The 18,630-nt window shown below is 42.6% G+C and carries 15 protein-coding genes; 9 read left to right on the top strand and 6 right to left on the bottom strand.

The annotated features are described in order from the left end of the window. Positions 1–10 precede the first annotated feature (10 nt). The 4 genes from trpB to ACZ5A8_RS13875 all read right to left on the bottom strand — a co-directional run bounded on the left by trpB (position 11) and on the right by ACZ5A8_RS13875 (position 3,871). A complete protein-coding gene (trpB, locus tag ACZ5A8_RS13890) occupies positions 11–1,222 on the bottom strand; it encodes a tryptophan synthase subunit beta (protein ID WP_464529753.1) in 1,212 nt (403 codons plus the stop codon). A gap of 267 nt (positions 1,223–1,489) precedes the next feature. Continuing rightward, a complete protein-coding gene (locus tag ACZ5A8_RS13885; protein WP_464529751.1) occupies positions 1,490–2,293 on the bottom strand; it encodes an indole-3-glycerol-phosphate synthase in 804 nt (267 codons plus the stop codon). A 488-nt stretch (positions 2,294–2,781) separates the two neighbouring features. Then, a complete protein-coding gene (locus ACZ5A8_RS13880) occupies positions 2,782–2,970 on the bottom strand; it encodes a M48 metallopeptidase family protein (protein ID WP_464529750.1) in 189 nt (62 codons plus the stop codon). Positions 2,971–3,301: 331 nt separating this feature from the next. Beyond that, positions 3,302–3,871 carry a hypothetical protein gene (locus ACZ5A8_RS13875; RefSeq protein WP_464529748.1) on the bottom strand — a complete coding sequence of 190 codons (570 nt, stop codon included), beginning with the start codon at positions 3,869–3,871 and terminating at the stop codon, positions 3,302–3,304. Positions 3,872–4,702: 831 nt separating this feature from the next. Here ACZ5A8_RS13875 and ACZ5A8_RS13870 point away from each other — a divergent pair. The 6 genes from ACZ5A8_RS13870 to ACZ5A8_RS13845 all read left to right on the top strand — a co-directional run bounded on the left by ACZ5A8_RS13870 (position 4,703) and on the right by ACZ5A8_RS13845 (position 11,607). Then, entirely contained in the window at positions 4,703–5,170 is a 468-nt protein-coding gene (locus ACZ5A8_RS13870) for a peptidylprolyl isomerase (RefSeq protein WP_229390476.1), read from the top strand. Positions 5,171–5,591: 421 nt separating this feature from the next. Beyond that, the gene (locus ACZ5A8_RS13865; RefSeq protein WP_464529746.1) at positions 5,592–7,262 is read left to right on the top strand and encodes an adenosylcobalamin-dependent ribonucleoside-diphosphate reductase; all 1,671 of its coding nucleotides are present in this window, start codon (positions 5,592–5,594) and stop codon (positions 7,260–7,262) included. Positions 7,263–7,420: 158 nt separating this feature from the next. After that, entirely contained in the window at positions 7,421–8,386 is a 966-nt protein-coding gene (locus tag ACZ5A8_RS13860; protein WP_464529744.1) for a DMT family transporter, read from the top strand. Positions 8,387–9,330: 944 nt separating this feature from the next. Then, positions 9,331–10,248: a DMT family transporter gene (locus tag ACZ5A8_RS13855; protein WP_464529742.1), complete on the top strand. Its 918-nt coding sequence runs from the start codon at positions 9,331–9,333 to the stop codon at positions 10,246–10,248. 213 nt (positions 10,249–10,461) lie between these two features. Then, positions 10,462–11,145, top strand: a complete 684-nt coding sequence (locus ACZ5A8_RS13850) for an ABC transporter ATP-binding protein (RefSeq protein WP_464534140.1) — start codon at positions 10,462–10,464, stop codon at positions 11,143–11,145. A 9-nt stretch (positions 11,146–11,154) separates the two neighbouring features. Further along, positions 11,155–11,607, top strand: coding sequence for a PPC domain-containing DNA-binding protein (locus tag ACZ5A8_RS13845; RefSeq protein ID WP_229390480.1), 453 nt, complete (start codon positions 11,155–11,157; stop codon positions 11,605–11,607). Positions 11,608–12,027: 420 nt separating this feature from the next. On the opposite strand, the gene ACZ5A8_RS13840 is transcribed toward ACZ5A8_RS13845, so the two are convergent. Beyond that, the gene (locus ACZ5A8_RS13840) at positions 12,028–12,417 is read right to left on the bottom strand and encodes a transcriptional regulator (protein ID WP_229390481.1); all 390 of its coding nucleotides are present in this window, start codon (positions 12,415–12,417) and stop codon (positions 12,028–12,030) included. Between the two features lie 653 nt (positions 12,418–13,070). Here ACZ5A8_RS13840 and eno point away from each other — a divergent pair. The 3 genes from eno (at position 13,071) to ACZ5A8_RS13825 (ending at position 17,280) form a co-directional block, all read left to right on the top strand. Then, positions 13,071–14,357 (top strand): phosphopyruvate hydratase, encoded by a 1,287-nt coding sequence (eno, locus tag ACZ5A8_RS13835; RefSeq protein ID WP_464534139.1) that lies wholly within the window; start codon positions 13,071–13,073, stop codon positions 14,355–14,357. A 627-nt stretch (positions 14,358–14,984) separates the two neighbouring features. Continuing rightward, a complete protein-coding gene (locus ACZ5A8_RS13830; RefSeq protein WP_464529740.1) occupies positions 14,985–15,161 on the top strand; it encodes a hypothetical protein in 177 nt (58 codons plus the stop codon). Positions 15,162–16,110: 949 nt separating this feature from the next. Beyond that, positions 16,111–17,280, top strand: a complete 1,170-nt coding sequence (locus tag ACZ5A8_RS13825; protein WP_464529738.1) for an ABC transporter permease — start codon at positions 16,111–16,113, stop codon at positions 17,278–17,280. A gap of 81 nt (positions 17,281–17,361) precedes the next feature. On the opposite strand, the gene ACZ5A8_RS13820 is transcribed toward ACZ5A8_RS13825, so the two are convergent. Further along, positions 17,362–18,174 carry a sulfite exporter TauE/SafE family protein gene (locus tag ACZ5A8_RS13820; RefSeq protein WP_464529736.1) on the bottom strand — a complete coding sequence of 271 codons (813 nt, stop codon included), beginning with the start codon at positions 18,172–18,174 and terminating at the stop codon, positions 17,362–17,364. Between the last annotated feature and the right edge of the window lie 456 nt (positions 18,175–18,630).

The raw sequence follows: 18,630 nt of genomic DNA, 5'->3' as shown, positions 1-18,630 counted from the left end.
GGTTCTCATTTCAGATCCCTCTCTTCAGGCTCAGGACGGTTTCCAGGTCTTTATCTCCCCTTCCTGAGAGGTTTACTACCACAAATTCTCCGAGTTCCCCTGATTCAGCGGCTTTTTTCAGATAGGCAAGGGCATGAGAGGATTCAAGGGCAGGAATGATTCCTTCAAGCCGGCTCAGTTCATTAAAAGCTTCAATCGCTTCGTCATCCGTGACATAACGGGCCGTAACCCTGCCACTCTCAGCAAGGCATGCCAGCTCAGGTCCTACCCCTGAGTAGTCAAGCCCTGCAGATACGGATTCGGACTCAAGGATTTGCCCGTTTTTGTCCTGCAGCACCTTTGTCCTTGCTCCGTGCAGGATTCCTTCTTCTCCGGCGCAGAGGCATGCTGAATGAAGGGCTGCTTTTTCCGTACACTTCAGGGCTTTTCCCCCGGCTTCTACGGCAATCAACCTGACATCCCTGTCTTCGACAAAAGGATGGAAAATCCCCATGGCATTGCTCCCTCCGCCTGCACAGGCGATGATAGAATCAGGCAGTCTGCCTTCTTTTTCTATTGCCTGCTCCTTTACCTCACGCCCTATCACGCTCTGGAAGTCCCTTACAATCATCGGGTAAGGATGGGGACCGACCACCGACCCGATCAGGTAGTGTGTGTTTCCGATATTTGTGACCCAGTCTCTGAAAGCCTCGTTGATTGCGTCCTTGAGGGTTTTTGAGCCGGTCTCTACGGCTTTTACCTCTGTCCCCATGAGTTCCATTCTGTATGCATTCATCTGCTGGCGTTTGATGTCTTTTGCCCCCATGTAGACAATCGTTTCAAACCCGAGGGTGGCTCCCACCATAGCAGTTGCAGTCCCATGCTGCCCTGCACCTGTTTCTGCAATCAGCCTGGTCTTTCCCATAAACTTTGCAAGCAGTGCCTGCCCTATGGCGTTGTTGAGCTTGTGTGCTCCTCCGTGCACAAGGTCTTCCCGCTTGAGATATATTTTAGTCCCGTATTTTTTGCTCAGGTTCCGGGCAAAGTAAAGAGGAGTTTCCCTGCCCCCGAAGTCCCTGAGGTAGTGCTCAAGCTCTGCAAGGAACTCGGGGTCGTTTTTGTACCGCTCGTACCCCTCTTCGAGCTCTTCTAAGGCCGGCATGAGTACTTCAGGTACGTACTGCCCTCCGAATTCTCCGTACTTTCCTTTCACCTGTAATTCTGAAATTGTAGTTCCTGTCAATTCGATTACTCCCTTGTCTCTTGAGTTCGGATGTCTTAATCGCTGATTTCGTGATTACTTATCTCGTGATTACTTATCTCGTGATTACTTATCTCGTGATTCCGATTCGTGATTCTGATTCGTGATCCTTAGTTTTTTAATTCCTGATTCCTTTCTTTGTGATATTGTGAAACAGAATTTAGTCAGAATTTCGTTTTGGAATGAAGCGGATTTTTCAACCTCATTTCCACAGGCTGAAAGCTCCGAAAAATCAAGGAAAAGCAGTTATTAACGCCAGCAAAGACTCTGGACGAATTCTTTAGTTTTTTCAAAAACGGAGTCACTTTCCATAAGTGCAGACCCTATAAGCACAGCGTCTGCCCCTGCATTCATTACACGCCTGATATCCCCGGGACTGTTCATTCCGCTCTCACTTATAATGATATGGCTGGTCCCGTGGTCAAGGTCGTATTCCCGAATTAGTGGTGCAAGCTCTTCCGTTGTGGCCAGATCGATTTTTAGTGTCTCAAAGTCCCGGTTGTTGATCCCGATGATTTTTGTGTCGGTTTCCAGGGCAAGTTCAAGCTCTTCTCTATTGTGAACTTCGACCAGAGGCTCAAACCCTTTTTCAAGAGCAAGATCAACAAACGCTCCAAGTTCTTTCCCCAGGATGCCTGCAATCAGGAGCACGAGATCGCTTCCTGTTTCCTCGAACTGCAGCCTGTCAATAATAAAATCCTTTCTGAGGACAGGCAGACATACTTTTTTCCTGACTGCATTCAGGTTTTCGAGTGAACCCCGAAACACCCCAGGCTCGGTAAGGACAGAAATTGCAACAGCTCCGGCTTCCTCCATCTCCCATGCAAGTTCAGCAGCCACTGCAGGCGGGATCTCCCTGAAACTCTTTCCAGGAGATGCAGGTTTGACCTCAGCAATTACAGGCACCCGCCCATCTGCCCTTACGGCTGCCACAGCGGCGATGAAGTTCCTTTTCTGGAACTGCGGCTGCGGTTCTTCTGTATGGATATCGGCCCCAAAAGCCTGAATCCGGGTCTTTGTTGTGTTGAGGATGTGGAGGATTGAATCGTGCATTAATTATCACTGGTGTATAGTTATGTACAACAATGTCTAATACCATACTTGATATAAAAAGGTTTTGGATGAGGCTGAGAGTTCAAAAAGTGGACCAATTTGAAGTGTTGAGTAAAGCTTCTAAGTCTGATATCCTGGTGAGCTGCGAATCAGTCTGTCAACTTTGTAGGACTCCGGGCTGAATAAATAAATTGCTGACAATTCATTTCCGCGCAGAGCGGCTGGCCCTGCCCTGCAGTTTAAGAAAAGCAAATTATTACTATGCTCGAGGGTTCAAGCAAGTCTGAGAAATACTTTATTGATCTCGAGGACCGTTTTTAATCAGCAGATAAATATGAGCACTCCCGCCAGCTTGTCTGGCGGCCCTTCAAAAAAGAAGACAGAAGTTGAAGGAAGTACAAAACTTTAAAGAGACTAAACGACCCGATATGACAAATTACGGCTGTATGGGGAAAAATCCAGATTTAGAACGGAGATCGACTCGATATTTAAATTTTCAACAAATCCCCATGCACTCTCAACCATTCTTTCCTTTCTTCATAATCAGGCAGAATTTTCTGTACTTCATTCCAGAAAGCCTTTGAATGGTCTTTATATTTTGTATGGCAGAGTTCGTGGACGACTACATAATCGATAATGGACATTTTAGCCATAACAACCCGCCAGTTGAACCTCAAAATGGTTTATGCTTCGGTAAGAGTGCAAACTGTATGTTAAAATTCTGCATGTGAAGTGAAGAGGTTAGAATCGAATAACATGGCAATCTCTTATTGATAATCCAGTAAAAAGCTTGCGAGGAAGTGCCGGTTGAAGTTTTTCATTTTTTTAGCTAAAAACCGCCGGGTTCAAGCCGCGCCGGATCGCTGAAAAGGAAAGCAGGAGGATGCCATTCCGATCCCCTGAATAGTGCCTCCTAATTAAACGGGCCTCCCGGAAGCTTAAAAGTAAAAAATAAACTGGAACCTGATAACAAAAATCCGTAAAACCTCACAGGTCCTCCCTTCCCGGTTAGTTCTCAATGTGGTCATAAATCGTGACCATCGCCTTTGTTATTTTGTACATATCTTCAAGTATCGGTGTTGTGTCTTCAGGCTGCCCGAGGGTCGCATTTGCAGCATCGAGCATATCCTGAGGGTACACGAGGCTTGCATTCAGGTCTGAAATAGCGCCGTCGAAGGTATTCATAGCTGATTTTGCGTTACTTATGTTCGTTGGATCTTCCACAACAACAATCGCTGAATCCACAGTGTCTATGCCTGTAGCTGTTCCCTCTATTGTGGACTGCAGAAACGGATATTCTTCAGAGTGTTCATTAAGGATTTCGTTTATAAGGTTCAGATTGAGGTGAAGCAGGCGAAGCATTGATTCAAGAAATCGGAAGCCCAGCCCCAGTTCATTCTCAATGACTTCAGTTTCATTATATGAAGCCGTTGAATACTCTGTTAGATTTAGTTCTCCGGTTTCATTTTCGAGAATTGTTCCATCTCCTGTAGCCGCTTCGGCTGAAGCCGGAAGGACGGCCAGAATGATGAAGAGTCCTGCGGCTATCCACAGGCAAAAAACCTGTAATCTGTTCATTGCAATTTCCCCCACTATATTTTATCGGAACTTCCAGAAACTGTCTATCGAAACTTCTATTGAACCTTAACAATCTGAAGGAACTTAACGGGAGTTAACCTATTTCTTCCCTATTAAAAAATAAACTAAGCTGCCTATAAAAACGTAAGGATTTGCATAAAATAATCGAGTAAGTATAATACATAGAAGAGGACAATATATCATGGAATTTGTACAGATTTTTTCATATTAGATAAAATCTAACCAACTGTTATACTGAAAGTTTAGAAAATAAAGTATCAAGTTACACTATAAGAGAAGAAAAACCTCATATCTCACTCAAAAACTTTATATATTTGCAAACAACTGAATTATAATTTTAGGACTATTTTAATGAAGCCTGGATATCTTTATCATGTTTTCATATCTCCTTTTCAATCACCTTCCTCAAATACACTCTCAATAGAGAACTCGGGCATCTTAAACCATGAACAATAATCAGGAATTAAGACACTCTACGCCACTGAATTTTGCCTCCGAAAATGCCCGAAGTCCCGAACTCTCTCCTGCCTGAGTGAAGTAAAAAGAACTGAAAGCTACTGAATGCATAGTGTAACGACAAGGAAATTCATAGTTTTTTGATCCCGAAGCGCAATCAGGGAAGAAAAGATGAAATTTTATAAATTAGTCCTCTTGAGCGAAACGAAGTGAAGCGAAAAGGACAGCTCACTGCAGAGCCGCAACTCTGCTGGCGAAGCATTTACATGTAAGGCGAACATACAGTGCACAAAAAGCCGACAAAAAGACAGGCACACATAAAAATCAGATCAAAAGATCGAAAGAGGAACAGAAATGGCCGTATGGAAGGGAAAGAAAGTGGTTCTGCATACCACTATGGGTGACATCACTCTTGAACTGTTTGAGGACATGCCAATTACGGCAGGAAACTTTGCTAAACTTGTGGACAAAGGTTTCTACGACGGCGTAATTTTCCACAGGATCATCGACAAATTTATGATCCAGGGCGGAGACCCGACAGGAACGGGTATGGGTGGGCCCGGCTATGAGATCCCGGACGAGTTCACAAAGCGCAACAAAAACGAGAGGGGCACGATTTCAATGGCAAATGCAGGCCCTAACACAGGCGGTAGCCAGTTCTTCATCAACCTTGTAAATAACACTCACCTTGATAAAAACCACCCTGTTTTCGGAAAGGTCGTAGAAGGCATGGATGTTGTTGATGCCATGGCTAAGGTAAAAACCGACCGTCAGGACCGCCCGAAGACCGAAGTAAAAATTGTGAAGGCTGAGCTGGTCTAAAGTTTTTCATAACCGGATCAACTTCTCATTTTTTCAATCAATCATTTTTTTGTTTTCCCTGTTTTCTCTATTTTCCCTATTTTTCTGTAAGTTTTGAGATAATTCTCTGACTACTTTTCGTTCAATTATGCCAGTAATTATTTTTACTCCAACAATTACATTTCGAGTTTTGAACCTTAATCAACATTTCTAACTTATCATTTCTGATTATTATTTCTGATTATTATTTCTGACCATATTTTCTAAAAGGATTTTCGGATAGGATGATAAAAAATCCCACCTAATAGAGAACATAAGTTGTCTTTAGTAAAATAGCAGGACATATAGCAGAACATATGGCGGGACATATAATGGGACCGTAAAAGGATCTATAATAGGGCCTGCTGTAAAAAAGTCAGAATATTCGGGTGAAGTGATTTCTGTGTTAGAAACCGGAGAGGGATGGGATGTTCTGGCAGCTGAAACTCTTAAAACCAGATATCTTCGGGAGGGGGAGGAGGATTGGGAAGATATCTGTGAGAGAGTAGCAAAAGCAGTTGCAACAACCCATGAGGAGTATATTGAATTCTTTAACCTTATGGTCAGCAAAACCTTCCTTCCAAGTTCTCCTACTCTTATGAATGCAGGAACAGCCTCAGGGCAGCTTTCAGCCTGTTTTGTCATACCTGTGGAGGACAGCATAGAAGAAATATTCGACTCTGTCAAAACTGCTGCCCTTATACAGAAGACCGGGGGAGGTACAGGGTTTGATTTCTCAAAGATACGGCCAGGTAGTTGTTCCCCTGTGGCCTCAGGCGACGGTAATGCGAGCGGCCCTGTAGCTCTAATGAGGCTCTTTAATGAGGCGACTGAAGTTGTAAAACAGTTCGGGAGAAGAAGGGGCGCCAATATGGGTATCCTCGATGTTTCTCATAATGATATTATTCCTTTCATAAAGGCAAAAAGTACGGAAGGCACACTGAGCAATTTCAACATCTCTGTTATGGTTCCTGATGCTTTTATGAACCTGGCTGCCGAAGGCGGAACAGATGAGATCTGGAATGCAGAAACAGACATAAAGGTTGGTGATATTTTTTCCGAAATCGTTGATGGGATCTGGAGAAATGGGGAGCCGGGAGTCCTTTTCTATGACCGAATAAACCGGGATAATTTCACTCCTGCCCTTGGTGATATCACTGCCACAAACCCATGTGGTGAAGAGCCACTCCTGCGTTTCGAATCCTGCAATCTGGGCAGCATTAACCTTTCTCTTTTTGTTGTAGACGGAAAAATCAACTGGGATTTACTCAGAGAAACAGCCGGAAAAGCTGTCCGCTTACTGGATAATGAAATCGATGTAAATGTCTACCCTGTCCAGGAAATTGAGAAGGCTACCAGAAAGACAAGGAAACTTGGGCTTGGAGTTATGGGATTTCATGATATGCTTTTGAAACTGGGGCTGCCCTATGACTCAACAGAAGCTCTCGAGCTTGCAGAAAAGCTCATGGAGCAGATTAACTGGGCCGCGATCCGGGAATCAAGGAAACTTGCAGCAGAAAAAGGGCCTTTTCCGGAACATGAAAGCTCCACCTGGGAACTTCCAATGAGAAACGCTGCATTGACCGCAATCGCCCCTACCGGCACCATCAGCATTCTTGCCGGTTCCTCTGCAGGGATTGAGCCTGTTTTCAGCTGGGTCTACAGGCGGACACAGACAGTAGGAAAAGAGTTCATGCTTGTCCACCCCCTTTTTGAGGCATATTTTAAGCCAGAGCTTTCGGGATCTGATTACTATGAGCTCCTTGAGCATGTTTACACCCATGGAACCCTGCAGGATATGAAAGACCATGAAATAGTGAACGAAGAAGAAAAAAGGCTCTTCAGGTCAGCCCTTGATATTGGCTGGAAGACTCATATTGATATCCAGGCAGCCTTTCAACGCCACTGCCATGCAGGAATCTCAAAGACTATCAATATGCCTGCAGATGCCATAAAAGAAGATATTGAGGAAACTCTTATTTATGCCTGGAAGCAGGGATTAAAAGGCCTTACAATCTACAGGACCGGAAGCAGACAGCATGTAGTTCTCAGCTTGAAAAAGTCAGGAAACTGAACTTTTGCCTGACACGGCAATTCTGGAGTACTGGCTTGCCAATACAGAATAAAAATAACTTTTTGTTAAGTTTGTAAATTTTTTTATGAAGTATTATATCACTGGAATTGCCATTATCTTACTAAAAATATATATACATTCATACCCCCTGAATATATATGACTGCTGCCTCTAAACCCCACCTTGAACTGCTCATGGCATGTGTTATTTATGGTACCGTCGGAATTTTCATGGAATGGCTTAAGGATATGTCTGTAGGCTCTATTATTTTCTATAGAGTCCTTTTCGGGCTTTCAGCCATATTGTGTTACCTTGCAATTACCGGAAACCTCGGTCAACTCTCCTTGAAAAAGAAGAAAAAGTACCTGCTTCTTCTGGGAATTCTATACGTTTCGCAAATGTTTTCCTACTATTCTGCAATTCGCTACCTGGGAGCTTCTTCTGCGGTCCTTCTCCTGTATACTGATCCTATATACCTGACTTTCCTTGCACCCGTTCTCCTCGGAGAAAAAAATACCGAAAAAACGATTCTTGCCCTTTTCCTTGGTCTGGCAGGCGTTTTCTACGTAACAAGGCCTGAAGGCGGCTTTGAACAGCTTGCATTTGGAAGCAGCTATCTGAAAGGTGTAATCTTCGGGCTCGTAGGAGGCCTTTTCAGCAGTGGTGTCATAATATCTGTCCGCTACCTCAGAGACGAGTACAACGGCCTTACTCAGCTTGTCTGGCAGAGCGTAATCAGTCTGGCATTCCTTTCTCCTTTCGCAATCTCCCTGCCAGGGCATGTGCTCGTTGAAAACCTTTACACCCTGGTACTTTTCGGAGTCCTTATCACCGGTGTAGGTGCAGTGTTCTATATAAGAGGTGTTGCAGGTGTAACCGCCATTACAGGCAGCATCCTCACCCTTCTTGAGCCTGTTTCCTGTATCTTTTTTGATTACACGGTTCTGGGAAACCCGGTCCATAGCGGGATGCTTATAGGTTCCTTCTTTATCCTTGCAGCAGCAGTCGTAGTAAGCCTGGACAATTCAGTTTTCCTGAGAAAGCTAGTTTTCGGGGAAAAGACGGTATTGAGCAAAAAGGTACCTTTCTGGAAAAAAGAACTTTTAAGGCCACAGGGTAAATAATCACCCTCTTTTCTCTTTTTTATTTTATTTTCAGTAAAAATCCAGTTCCCGATAAATCCAATTCTTGATAGATCCGATTCTTAATTAAGCTTCCAGATAAACTGTGTATCAGAAATAAGCATTTAAAATAGTTTATGGAATCGGTTTTCTACAAAAATAGATTTTTTACATGTTTTACCAGATTTTTCCGCTTCCATAAAGAATAGTAGTCCCTGATTAATTGTTTTATATATTCCCGGAGTCTCGACAGGGAATCTTTCAGTTTTCTCTCCCTGTGCTGGGCGAGACCGGACTGTCAGGTAAGAAAAAGATAAGTGGCAAACGGTACCGCAATCAGGAGAATTATATCCTGAAGAATTGTCCGCTGGCCTGAAATAACTCTTTCCTTTCCCCCGGAAACTATCTTTCAATGCAGGTAAACATAGGTGCCCATCCAACCTGGCTGGTGGTCTTTCAAAAAGAAGTAGAAGGAAGAAAGGAATAGAAACAGGATTTCAAAGAGACTGAGAGAGTATTTTTCAAGTAAAATTTACTTTTTTGGTCGCATTTCTACCGTTTTTCTGTTACTTTTACCTCCTGGATTTCTCTATTCTTCTGCTAGTTTTTTTCTATATTCGCCCAATAATTTTCACTTGCTGGCTTTTATATTTCTTCTCTTTTTGGGAAAGACCGTTCGACGCAGCAGAGCATGACAGGATTTATGATTTATCCCCAAATTTAGTCCTCTTGAGCGGAGCAAAGCGTAGCGAAAAGGACCGCGTACTGTTGCACTTACAGTGCATGCAACCCCCCGAAAATCTTCAATTTCCTGTAATCCCGAAGCGAAACTAGGGCGATTAAGGATATATTCTGGATATCGAACAGCATTAATTTTTACTCCGAAAATCAGCCACTTCACAGTAAACTACAAAAAATATATATCTACGGTCTTTTAATTCCCAAATATGCCAGTACAGGGAAACTCTTTCAAGCCGTACTCCGAGGTTATAACAGGTAGCATTATTTACGGCACTATAGGAGTTTTTCTGGACAGGGTCCAGGATATGTCCGTAGGGTCCGTTTTATTCTGCAGGCTTTTTTTCGGCTTATGTATGATTTTCTTTTACCTGCTATTGAGCGGAAGCCTTAAACAGCTCATGCCAGGCAGGAACAAAAAATATCTCCTGCTTCTGGGTTTTCTGAATGCGGTAACAGGAATATGCTATTTTTCGGCTATAAGGTACAGTGGAATTTCCATTGCTGTACTGCTTCTTTATACGGCTCCCGTATATGTTAATCTGCTTGCTCCTTCAATTCTTGGAGAAAAAAGTAGCAGCAAAAGCCTTCTACCTCTTTTGCTTTCTGTTGCAGGGGTAATACTCATTACCCGCCCTGGAGAGGTTCTGGTGAGTCTTAGCACAGGATCCGATTTTATGAAAGGCCTCTTCTTCGGCTTACTTTCAGGGTTCTCCTTCGGCACCACCATAGTAACAATTCGTTATCTAAGGCACGATTATACGGGGATATCCCAGACTTTCTGGCTGACAGGAATAAGTCTTCTGTTTATGTTGCCGTCTGCGTTTTTGACCCCTACCTCAGTTTTCTTAAGAAACTTCAATACTCTGTTTCTATTTGGTTTGACAATTACATTCGCTGCTATTCTGTATCTAAAAGGAATTTCAGGTATCAGGGCGCAGACAGGCAGCATTCTTGCTTTGCTCGAACCGGTTTCAGGAATTTTCTTTGACACTGTAATCCTGAAAAGCCCTCTCTATATCTCGACTTTTCTGGGTTGTGTGCTCATCCTTACAGCAGCCTATCTTGTGAGCAGGAAAGAAACCGAAGCCTGCAATCTGTCGACAGATCTCCAGTCAGTACTTTAACCATAATTGTGGACTGTCTTATTTTGTAACACGTACTATTATCAGTGATACGGCAAAGGTTTCAGGTCTGAAAATAGTGGCTGCTGGAGTATAATCGGAGAATTTTCATGGAGTCCCCTGCCCTTCTGCCCAAAAGCTCTTTACTTAAGAACCCCTCTATTTTTAATATTAAAGTTTTGGAAATGCAGGAAAAGCATGACAGACGGAAGCCGAATGACAGATGGAAGCCCAATTATAGAACTTAAGAACCTGACCAAAGTTTACAAAAACGGAGTGGAGTTTCGCGCGCTCGACAATGCAAACCTGATTATTACAAAAGGGGAATTTGTTGCAATTGTAGGGCCTTCGGGTTCAGGCAAAAGCACACTCATGCATCTTATAGGTCTGCTCGACACGCCCAGTTCAGGGACCCTTCTTATAGACGGCAAAGATGTGACAAAAATGTCGGACAAGGAGCGTTCCGGAATGAGAAACAGGATGCTGGGCTTTGTTTTTCAGTACCACCACCTTCTTCCGGATTTTACTGCTCTGGAAAACGTAATGATGCCGCTCCTGATTGCGGGAAAGAGCAGGGAAGAAGCAAAGAGTGTTGCCGAAAAACTTCTGAAAGAAGTCGGGCTTGAAGAGAGAATGGATCACAGGCCAGGGGAACTCTCCGGAGGTCAGAACCAGAGGGTTGCGGTAGCCCGGGCTCTTAGCTGTTCTCCGGCAATCGTACTTGGAGATGAACCTACAGGCAACCTGGATACTAAAGCGGGAGACTTGATCTATGAATTGCTCCGCAAGCTGAACAAAGAATATAATCAGACTTTTATTGTGGTAACCCATAATGAAGAACTGGCTGGAAAAGCCGATAGGGTTATCAGAATTGTAGACGGAAAGATAACGGATCAGTGAGGGGGAAGTATGGAATACGCAAAAGGAAGGATAGGCAGGGTCTTTACCGTGAGGGTTGACCACGGGGATGACCTCATCCTGGAACTTATCAAACTTGCAGAACTGGAGAAGATTGAGTCGGCTGTGTTTATGCTGCTTGGCGCGCTGAAAGAAGGAAAACTTGTTACAGGTCCGAAAGAAAATAGAAGACCTCCGGAACCTGTCTGGTCTGCCTTTAATGATGCCCACGAGATTCTTGGGATAGGAGACATTTTTCAGGAGGACGGAAAGCCTAAAATTCACCTTCACGCAGGAACAGCCAGGGAAGACAGCATTAAACTTGGATGCCTGAGAGGTGAGAGCGAAGTTTTTATGGTTGTCGAGGTATTCATTTTCGAGCTGGAAGGAATTTCTGCCAGAAGGGTAATGGATATGGAGCAGGGCTTTGCTCCCGTGAACTTTATGCAGGCATCTGATAAGTGATATTTCTATTTCTAATAGAGTAAAAGTTATACCGGGAATTGGGGGTAATTGAAGCCTGAAGCGAGTTATGGAAAATCAGATCTGGCAGATTTCCTTATAATTATTTTTTAATAAATTTATCTTAGTAACTTATTTTAATGGACTTATTTTTTATTAACCTGTTTTTAATAGTAATTGCTTTTTTAGTAATAATTGTTTTTTTAGTAATAATTGTTTTTTTAGTAATAATTGTTTTTTTAGTAATAATTGCTTTTTTAGTAATAATTGCTTTTTTAGTAATAATTGCTTTTTTAGTAATAATTGCTTTTTTAGTAATAATTGCTTTTAGCAGGCTTGATTCCAGTATACTTGTTTTAGTAGGCTTATTTTAAACTTAACTGCGGTGAATTTAATTTGCAGTAGATTTAATTTGCAGTAAACTTAATTTTGCAGTATAATCTCCAGTTCCCTTAGTCTTTTGAGTGCGATCATTTTCTCATTATTATCTTCCAAAAATTCCTCTTCGAGAATGTGTACTATCTGCGGGAACGGCACTGTTAACTGATAATACTTTACGGGTCTCCCTTTTCCCTTATTCTTCTTTTCGGACCTTTCATCCACCCAGCCTCTATCTCTAAGAGGGCGCATGGCTACGCTCACTTCCGGCTGTCTGAGCCCGGAAACAAGTTCGATATGAAGGGATCTGAGTTCCCTGCAGTCCTTTAAACACACGATTGCGGTGGCCTCTGTCCTCGGGAGTCCCAGGCTCTGGAGCATATCAATAACTGAATACTCTTTTTCGGTTAAATTAACTGGAGAATCGTCGGTCATCGAGAGTGAATAATACTTTCAGGTTTATATATTTTATGTAGATAAAATTATTTTTCTTAATAAATTGAGTATTGTCAATAAGTAAAAAAGGCATCTAACCCAAGTAAGGCTTTTTTTTAGGAGTTTTTGTATAAAAGACCGCTGGAACAAATCTCCAGAAAAAAATAGGCTTTGTAGTTCGAACCAAAACCTTTAAAGCAAGTGTTTGCAGGAATTAAACATCCTTTAAGCAGAAAATAGATTATTCAGAAACATGAAGATAGGTTTTGCCATATAAAGCATGGAAGTTCCTGAAGGTTGGAAATAGACATTTCTGATAAATGGAATAACAAGTTTTGAACGCATGTATATCTTCAATTCTTCAAGTGAGGAAGATCCATTCTAAAAGAGGAAAGAGTCAAAGAAGAAAGAGTCAATCCTCAAAAATGAGACTCCTTAAGTACTGCTATCTCGAGGCAGATAGGATGCCGGAAGCGTAAAAATAGAAGTCTCTTCTGTGAGAAACACGGACAAAACTAAGGTAAATTTATTCGTTCTAACCGGATAAAGAATTAAATACGATTCGGACATGTAACGGTTAGGTTAAAGTAAAAGTCAAGTTCAAATAACAGAATATATCTATAAATAGATCAGAGATTAGAAAGGGTGAAATGATGTCGTATATCGGTTTACAGCAGGATTCTGGAGAATATAAGATCCAAAAGATACATGCTCGGGAGATCCTGGACTCAAGGGGAAATCCCACTATTGAAGTTGATGTGTTCACACCTAAGGGATTTGGCAGAGCAAGCGTCCCTTCAGGAGCTTCCACGGGTACGAACGAAGCCCTTGAACTGCGCGATGCAGACCCCAACAGGTACGGTGGAAAGGGAGTCCTGACCGCAGTCAAGAACGTAAATACCATTATCCAGAAGGAATTGCTTGGACTTGATGTGCGAAACCAGCGGGAAATCGATGAGCTTATGATCGAACTCGATGAAACCGAAAACAAATCGAACCTCGGAGCCAACTCTATTCTTGGTGTATCCATGGCGGTTGCAAAAGCTGCAGCTGATTCCCTTAATATGCCCCTTTACCGCTATTTCGGCGGCTCTAATGCTTTTACCCTTCCGGTACCCACAATGAATGTCCTGAACGGAGGCAAACACGCAGGAAATGAGCTTGCAATTCAGGAATTTATGATCCAGCCCAAAGGCGCAGAAACCTTCTACGAAGCTCTTCAGATCGGGACTGAAATCTACCAGACCCTGGGGAAGTTACTGGAGAAAAAATATGGGCGCTCTTCCACCAATGTGGGCTATGAAGGTGGATATGCCCCCAAAATGAGCGAGTCCACAGAAGCCCTTGACGCCCTCGTACATGCAATTGAAGAAGCAGGCTATACCGAGACCGAGGTTACAATCGGGCTTGATGCTGCAGCGACAGAGTTCTATGAAGAGGAATTCTATTCAATTGACGGAAAGAAACTGGCTGCCCCAGAACTGCTTGACTACTATGTGGAGCTTGTGAACTCCTATCCTATCCTTTCTATTGAAGATCCCTTCTATGAGGAAGCCTTCGATGACTTTGAAGCCCTTACCAATGAACTCTGGGACACGATCATTGTAGGTGACGATCTCTTTGTCACAAACATCGAGAGGCTCTCAAAAGGTGTGGACATGGGATCAGCAAATGCCCTTCTCCTTAAAGTCAACCAGATCGGCTCAATCTCAGAAGCCTTTGATGCCGCAAGTATGGCTTCCAGAAACGGCTATACCGTAGTCGTAAGCCACCGTTCTGCCGAAACCGAAGACACCACCATCGCAGATCTAGCAGTTGGCATAGGAGCAGAAATGATAAAAACCGGAGCTCCTGCACGCGGCGAAAGGACTGCAAAATACAACCAGCTTCTCAGAATAGAAGAAGATCTCGGTGAAGTTGCACATTACGTGCAGCTCTAATCTTTTTTAATTAACTTTTTAATTAACTTTTTTAATTAACTTTTCTAACTTTTATTCCTTAGTTTTTCACTCCCTAGTTCTTAGTAGTCTTTTAGCTCTATTTTTTACTAACTCCTGACTTTTGAGTTACTCCTGACTTTTGAGTTACTCCTGACTTTTGAGTTACTCCTGACTTTTGAGTTTCCTATATTATCTGACTTGTGCCAGTTGACAGGAAACCGGTTGATACTGCTTCGGGAAAGTCTGAATAGATTACCTCTCTTTTTAGCCTCGAACCGAAACCAGGCTGGAGCCCGTCTCTTTAACTTTAAGGCTGGAAGTCTCCTTCCTCAGAAGATCCGGTTTACCTGATTGAACAGGTTGGGGATGAGAACCGTCAACTTCTAAACTTTCCCCTGTCAGTGATTTAGAATAATTTCTTAAACTTGTAAGTCTGTTAAGTCTGTTCTATATTGTTATTCATTAGCTTATCCACATCCTAGAGATAACAAAGGTGGGATAGCTGGATAACACGCAGTCAGGTACATCTTTCTAAACTTAAACTATAAGGTTCTATAGAGAAGTTTTATAGGTAAAAGTTTGAACGGTGAACCGCGAGCTTGACAGGAGATTATGCAATGGGAGGTTGTGAAACCTATTGCAAAATGCCCTGTGGACGGGCTATCAACAATTTGTTGGAAATCTTCGCAATACAGGTTTTTTGAGGAACTGAGGTTCTTAGAACCAGAGCCAATGATAAAAATACTCGAAGGAAGCCCCTTTCTTAAAATTGAGCCGAAAGGAGAAGATTTTAGGTGGGAGTAGTTCACTTAAACGAACAATCAAATACATCTGCTTTGAAAAGAAGCGTTATTCAAGCAGATTAATTTATTTTATATTCCCCGTGATAGGGTTTTAGCTGCCTCATTTTTTGCTTTTGCCTTTTCTCTTTTGTTTCTCTCTTTTTGGGAAAGGACGTTCTCCCGCGTCGAACGTGGCAAAAAAATTTCGATACAGCGAATACGGTTGTAATGACAGAGACACTTTAATTTAGTCCTCTTGAGCGAAGCGAAAAGGACCTCGTGCTGTTGCACTTGCAGTGCAACTCCCAGAAAATCTCCGATTTCCTGTGATCCCGAAGCGAAACTCGGGAAGCGAAACTCGGGAGTGATAAAAACTACATGAAATAGCGAATATGGTTTTAAGGGTTAGATTCCGGGCTTATAAATTTCGAACGAGCTGTGTTTATTCAAAATACCACGCATGAATGTGGGCAATTCTTTCTTACTCCACCTGCTGCTCCCCCATTTGATTGGTGTTTATTCAAAATACCACGCATGAATGTGGGCAATCTGCTCTTTCAATACAATTCATATCTAATTTTCTCTCATCTTTTGCTTTCTTCTATCTTAACACCTTTTATTGTTTGTTTCTACTTTTTTATATTTTTTGGTCTTTCTTCCACTTTTACATTTGCTTTGCTTTTTTCTTCCCTGTATTAGAAACAGATTTATAATCAGCTTCCCAAAAATGAATACAGAAGTCTAAAGTATCAGGATTGCTCAAAAATCCATGTATGTTTTATCCCTTGAAAGTTAAATAAGTCTAAAAATCTGAAAGTTTGAAAATCTGAAAATCTAATAACTCAGAATCCCTTTAAGTCCGAATCTCTCCAAAATTTGAAACGCTTAGTAAGTTGAATTCCCTGACACTTTGAAGGTTTAAGGCTGCCTGAAAATTCTGACAGTCTGGTCGGGTCCAGGAGTTTATTCAGATGTATGAACTGAAAATCGCTTTGAGGCAGGTATTATCCCGAAAAAAGCAGACCCTTTTTGCCATCCTTGCTGTTGCCCTTGCGGTTGCTGTAATTACGGTGATGATGGCAATGCTTTCCGGGTTTCAGGACGAGCTTGTGACAGCAAGCATAGAAAATAACCCTCATATTGTTATCAGTCCTCAAGACGAGGAAGAAGAATTCATTCACCTTTACAGGTATACATCTGCCCGAATCGCTGAAAGAGAAGGAGTTCTAGCTGTATCCCCTAAATATCTGGGCCAGGCTGCGCTGGAATATCGGGACAGTGCCGAAGGGGTTTCTATTCAGGGAGTCGACCCTCTAGCTGAAGAGAATGTTATGAGGGTGAGTGAGGACGTTATAGAAGGGGACCTCATGAGCCTTGTCCATACAAGGTACGGGATCCTGCTCGGGGATCAACTTGCAGAAAACCTTGAAGTTCATATAGGAGACAGGGTGGACGCTGTTTTTCCGGGCTCGCAAACAACTTCTTTTAAGGTCGTGGGCCTGATCCATACCGGCACTGCTGCAGATGAAGTAACAGCCTATGCAAGGTTGGATTCTGTGCAGAATTTTTTTAATGAACCCGGAGTTGTGAGCACTATAGGAGTCAGGGTTGCAGACCCCTACCAGGCAGATACCATTGCAACTTCGATTGAGAGAGATACCGGGCTTGATGCCGTAAGCTGGAGCGAAGCAAATGCTGAAATTCTCGGTCTTCTGGAAACCCAGATGATCTTTGTAAATATTTTCTACCTTTTGATCTACGGGATTGCAGGTTTCGGGATCGCAAATACTCTTATTACCATTGTTGCCCAGAGAACAAGGGAAATAGGCATCCTGAAAGCTATGGGGGCTTCTCAAAAAAGCATAATGATTGTCTTTATTTTCCAGTCCATGGTCCTCGGAGCCATAGGCCTGATCCTCGGTACAATTCTTGGTTATGTTGCGACTGTTGCCCTGCAGAGCTATGAAATTGAAGTCCCTCAGGAGATGTATTTCGGGCTTCAGACTCTCCCCCTTGAGGTAGAGCCGCTTAATTTTGTATATGCTGCTTTTTTTGCTTTCATAATTAATATCATCTCGGGCATCTACCCTGCAAGGAAAGCTGCAAAACTTGACCCTGTAACAGCTATTGAAAGCGCCTGAACAGGATTGGATGAGTATCGCAATAACTTTTGAAACGCCCTGTCAGCAGGTATATCAGATAATTCATATCAAGCATGTGTTTCAGATAATTCCTATCATTTCCAGCCCCACATAGACCATAAGGAGCACAAAAAGGTGTTTCAGATATTCGGGATTTATTATATGGGCAATATTAGCTCCTCTTCTTGCCGCGAGAGACCCTGGCACTGCCAGCAAAACCCAGTTAAACAAATTAATATATCCCAGGGAATAAGGAGGAAGCTCGGGCTGTCCCCAGCCATTGACAATATATCCGAGTGACCCTCCAAAAGAAGTAAAAATAATTACAGCAGCCGAGGTTCCAACGGCTTTCAGCATATCAAAACGCAGAAAAATCAACATTATTGGAATTCCGATTACTCCTCCCCCTATCCCGAGAAGCCCAGAAAAAAAGCCTATCAGAATACCTGCAAAGGCATAAGAGAGTTTATTGGAGCTTATTTCTTCATTTTCCTTTACAGCCGGAGTTGTGTACGTTTTGAGCGCTCCCAGTATGACCACGATCCCGAAAGTTGTGCTCAGTACGGCTGCCGACAGGTAAGAGGCAACTGCTGCCCCCCCGAAACTGGCAGCTGACCCAAAAATTCCCATAAGAGTTGCCTGCTTCCAGAGCACTGCCTGCTTTCGCTGGTACTTTAAAGTTACACTGATAGCATTGAGCAAGATTACAGAAAGGCTTGTCCCGAGAGCTATTCTTATAGCCAGGTCAGGATGCAGTCCCGTTTCCTGCAAAAGCCAGTACTGGATAGGGAACATAATAAAACCCCCTCCCACACCCAGAAGGCCTGAGATCACACCTGTAAAAGCGCCTGTGAGAAAGAGGATTCCAATGTATAAGGGGTCTGTAGGAGTCATTTCCATTTCAGTATTTTGTTTTTGTTTCCGGATTTTTCCTGTTTAAAAACATGTTTCTAATTGTTCTCTGCATGAAACTGCGAGTTTATTTAAGTTAACAGTATCGTACTGAAAATATGCAGGGCTGCCACTGATGGTAATACGGAAAAATCCGGAACTTGCAGAAAGGTTGTACTTGAAAGGATAAATCATGGATCAAAAGGGTGATCGGTTTTCTTAAATAATTTACCCCTGAAAAGTCTATCTCTCTTCTCAAAAGTATCTGCATATTTCTCTCTTTATCTGAATTATCCAGAATATCCAGTGTGCTACGTATTTTTAAGGATGAGGTCTCTGCCTTATCTTCCAACTCTTTTTCCTGCGCAACAAATATTTAAAATGAGTTATAAGTATTAGCCAGAGCATGTTTACAGTATTTATCACTAGAAAGTATTTACCAAACCGGGTTTATAATTT

It is taken from the genome of Methanosarcina subterranea (assembly GCF_055385895.1).
The sequence above is the reverse complement of the archived record's forward strand: the minus strand, read 5'-3'. Positions and strand labels throughout refer to the sequence as shown.

Excerpts from the sequence above, each read along its gene's own strand:
- ACZ5A8_RS13825 (WP_464529738.1), top strand. The coding sequence starts at position 16,111 with ATGTATGAACTGAAAATCGCTTTGAGGCAGGTATTATCCCGAAAAAAG.
- ACZ5A8_RS13850 (WP_464534140.1), top strand. The coding sequence starts at position 10,462 with ATGACAGATGGAAGCCCAATTATAGAACTTAAGAACCTGACCAAAGTT.
- ACZ5A8_RS13875 (WP_464529748.1), bottom strand. The coding sequence starts at position 3,871 with ATGAACAGATTACAGGTTTTTTGCCTGTGGATAGCCGCAGGACTCTTC.
- eno (WP_464534139.1), top strand. The coding sequence starts at position 13,071 with ATGTCGTATATCGGTTTACAGCAGGATTCTGGAGAATATAAGATCCAA.
- ACZ5A8_RS13845 (WP_229390480.1), top strand. The coding sequence starts at position 11,155 with ATGGAATACGCAAAAGGAAGGATAGGCAGGGTCTTTACCGTGAGGGTT.
- ACZ5A8_RS13840 (WP_229390481.1), bottom strand. The coding sequence starts at position 12,417 with ATGACCGACGATTCTCCAGTTAATTTAACCGAAAAAGAGTATTCAGTT.
- ACZ5A8_RS13855 (WP_464529742.1), top strand. The coding sequence starts at position 9,331 with ATGCCAGTACAGGGAAACTCTTTCAAGCCGTACTCCGAGGTTATAACA.
- ACZ5A8_RS13860 (WP_464529744.1), top strand. The coding sequence starts at position 7,421 with ATGACTGCTGCCTCTAAACCCCACCTTGAACTGCTCATGGCATGTGTT.
- ACZ5A8_RS13820 (WP_464529736.1), bottom strand. The coding sequence starts at position 18,174 with ATGACTCCTACAGACCCCTTATACATTGGAATCCTCTTTCTCACAGGC.
- ACZ5A8_RS13870 (WP_229390476.1), top strand. The coding sequence starts at position 4,703 with ATGGCCGTATGGAAGGGAAAGAAAGTGGTTCTGCATACCACTATGGGT.
- ACZ5A8_RS13885 (WP_464529751.1), bottom strand. The coding sequence starts at position 2,293 with ATGCACGATTCAATCCTCCACATCCTCAACACAACAAAGACCCGGATT.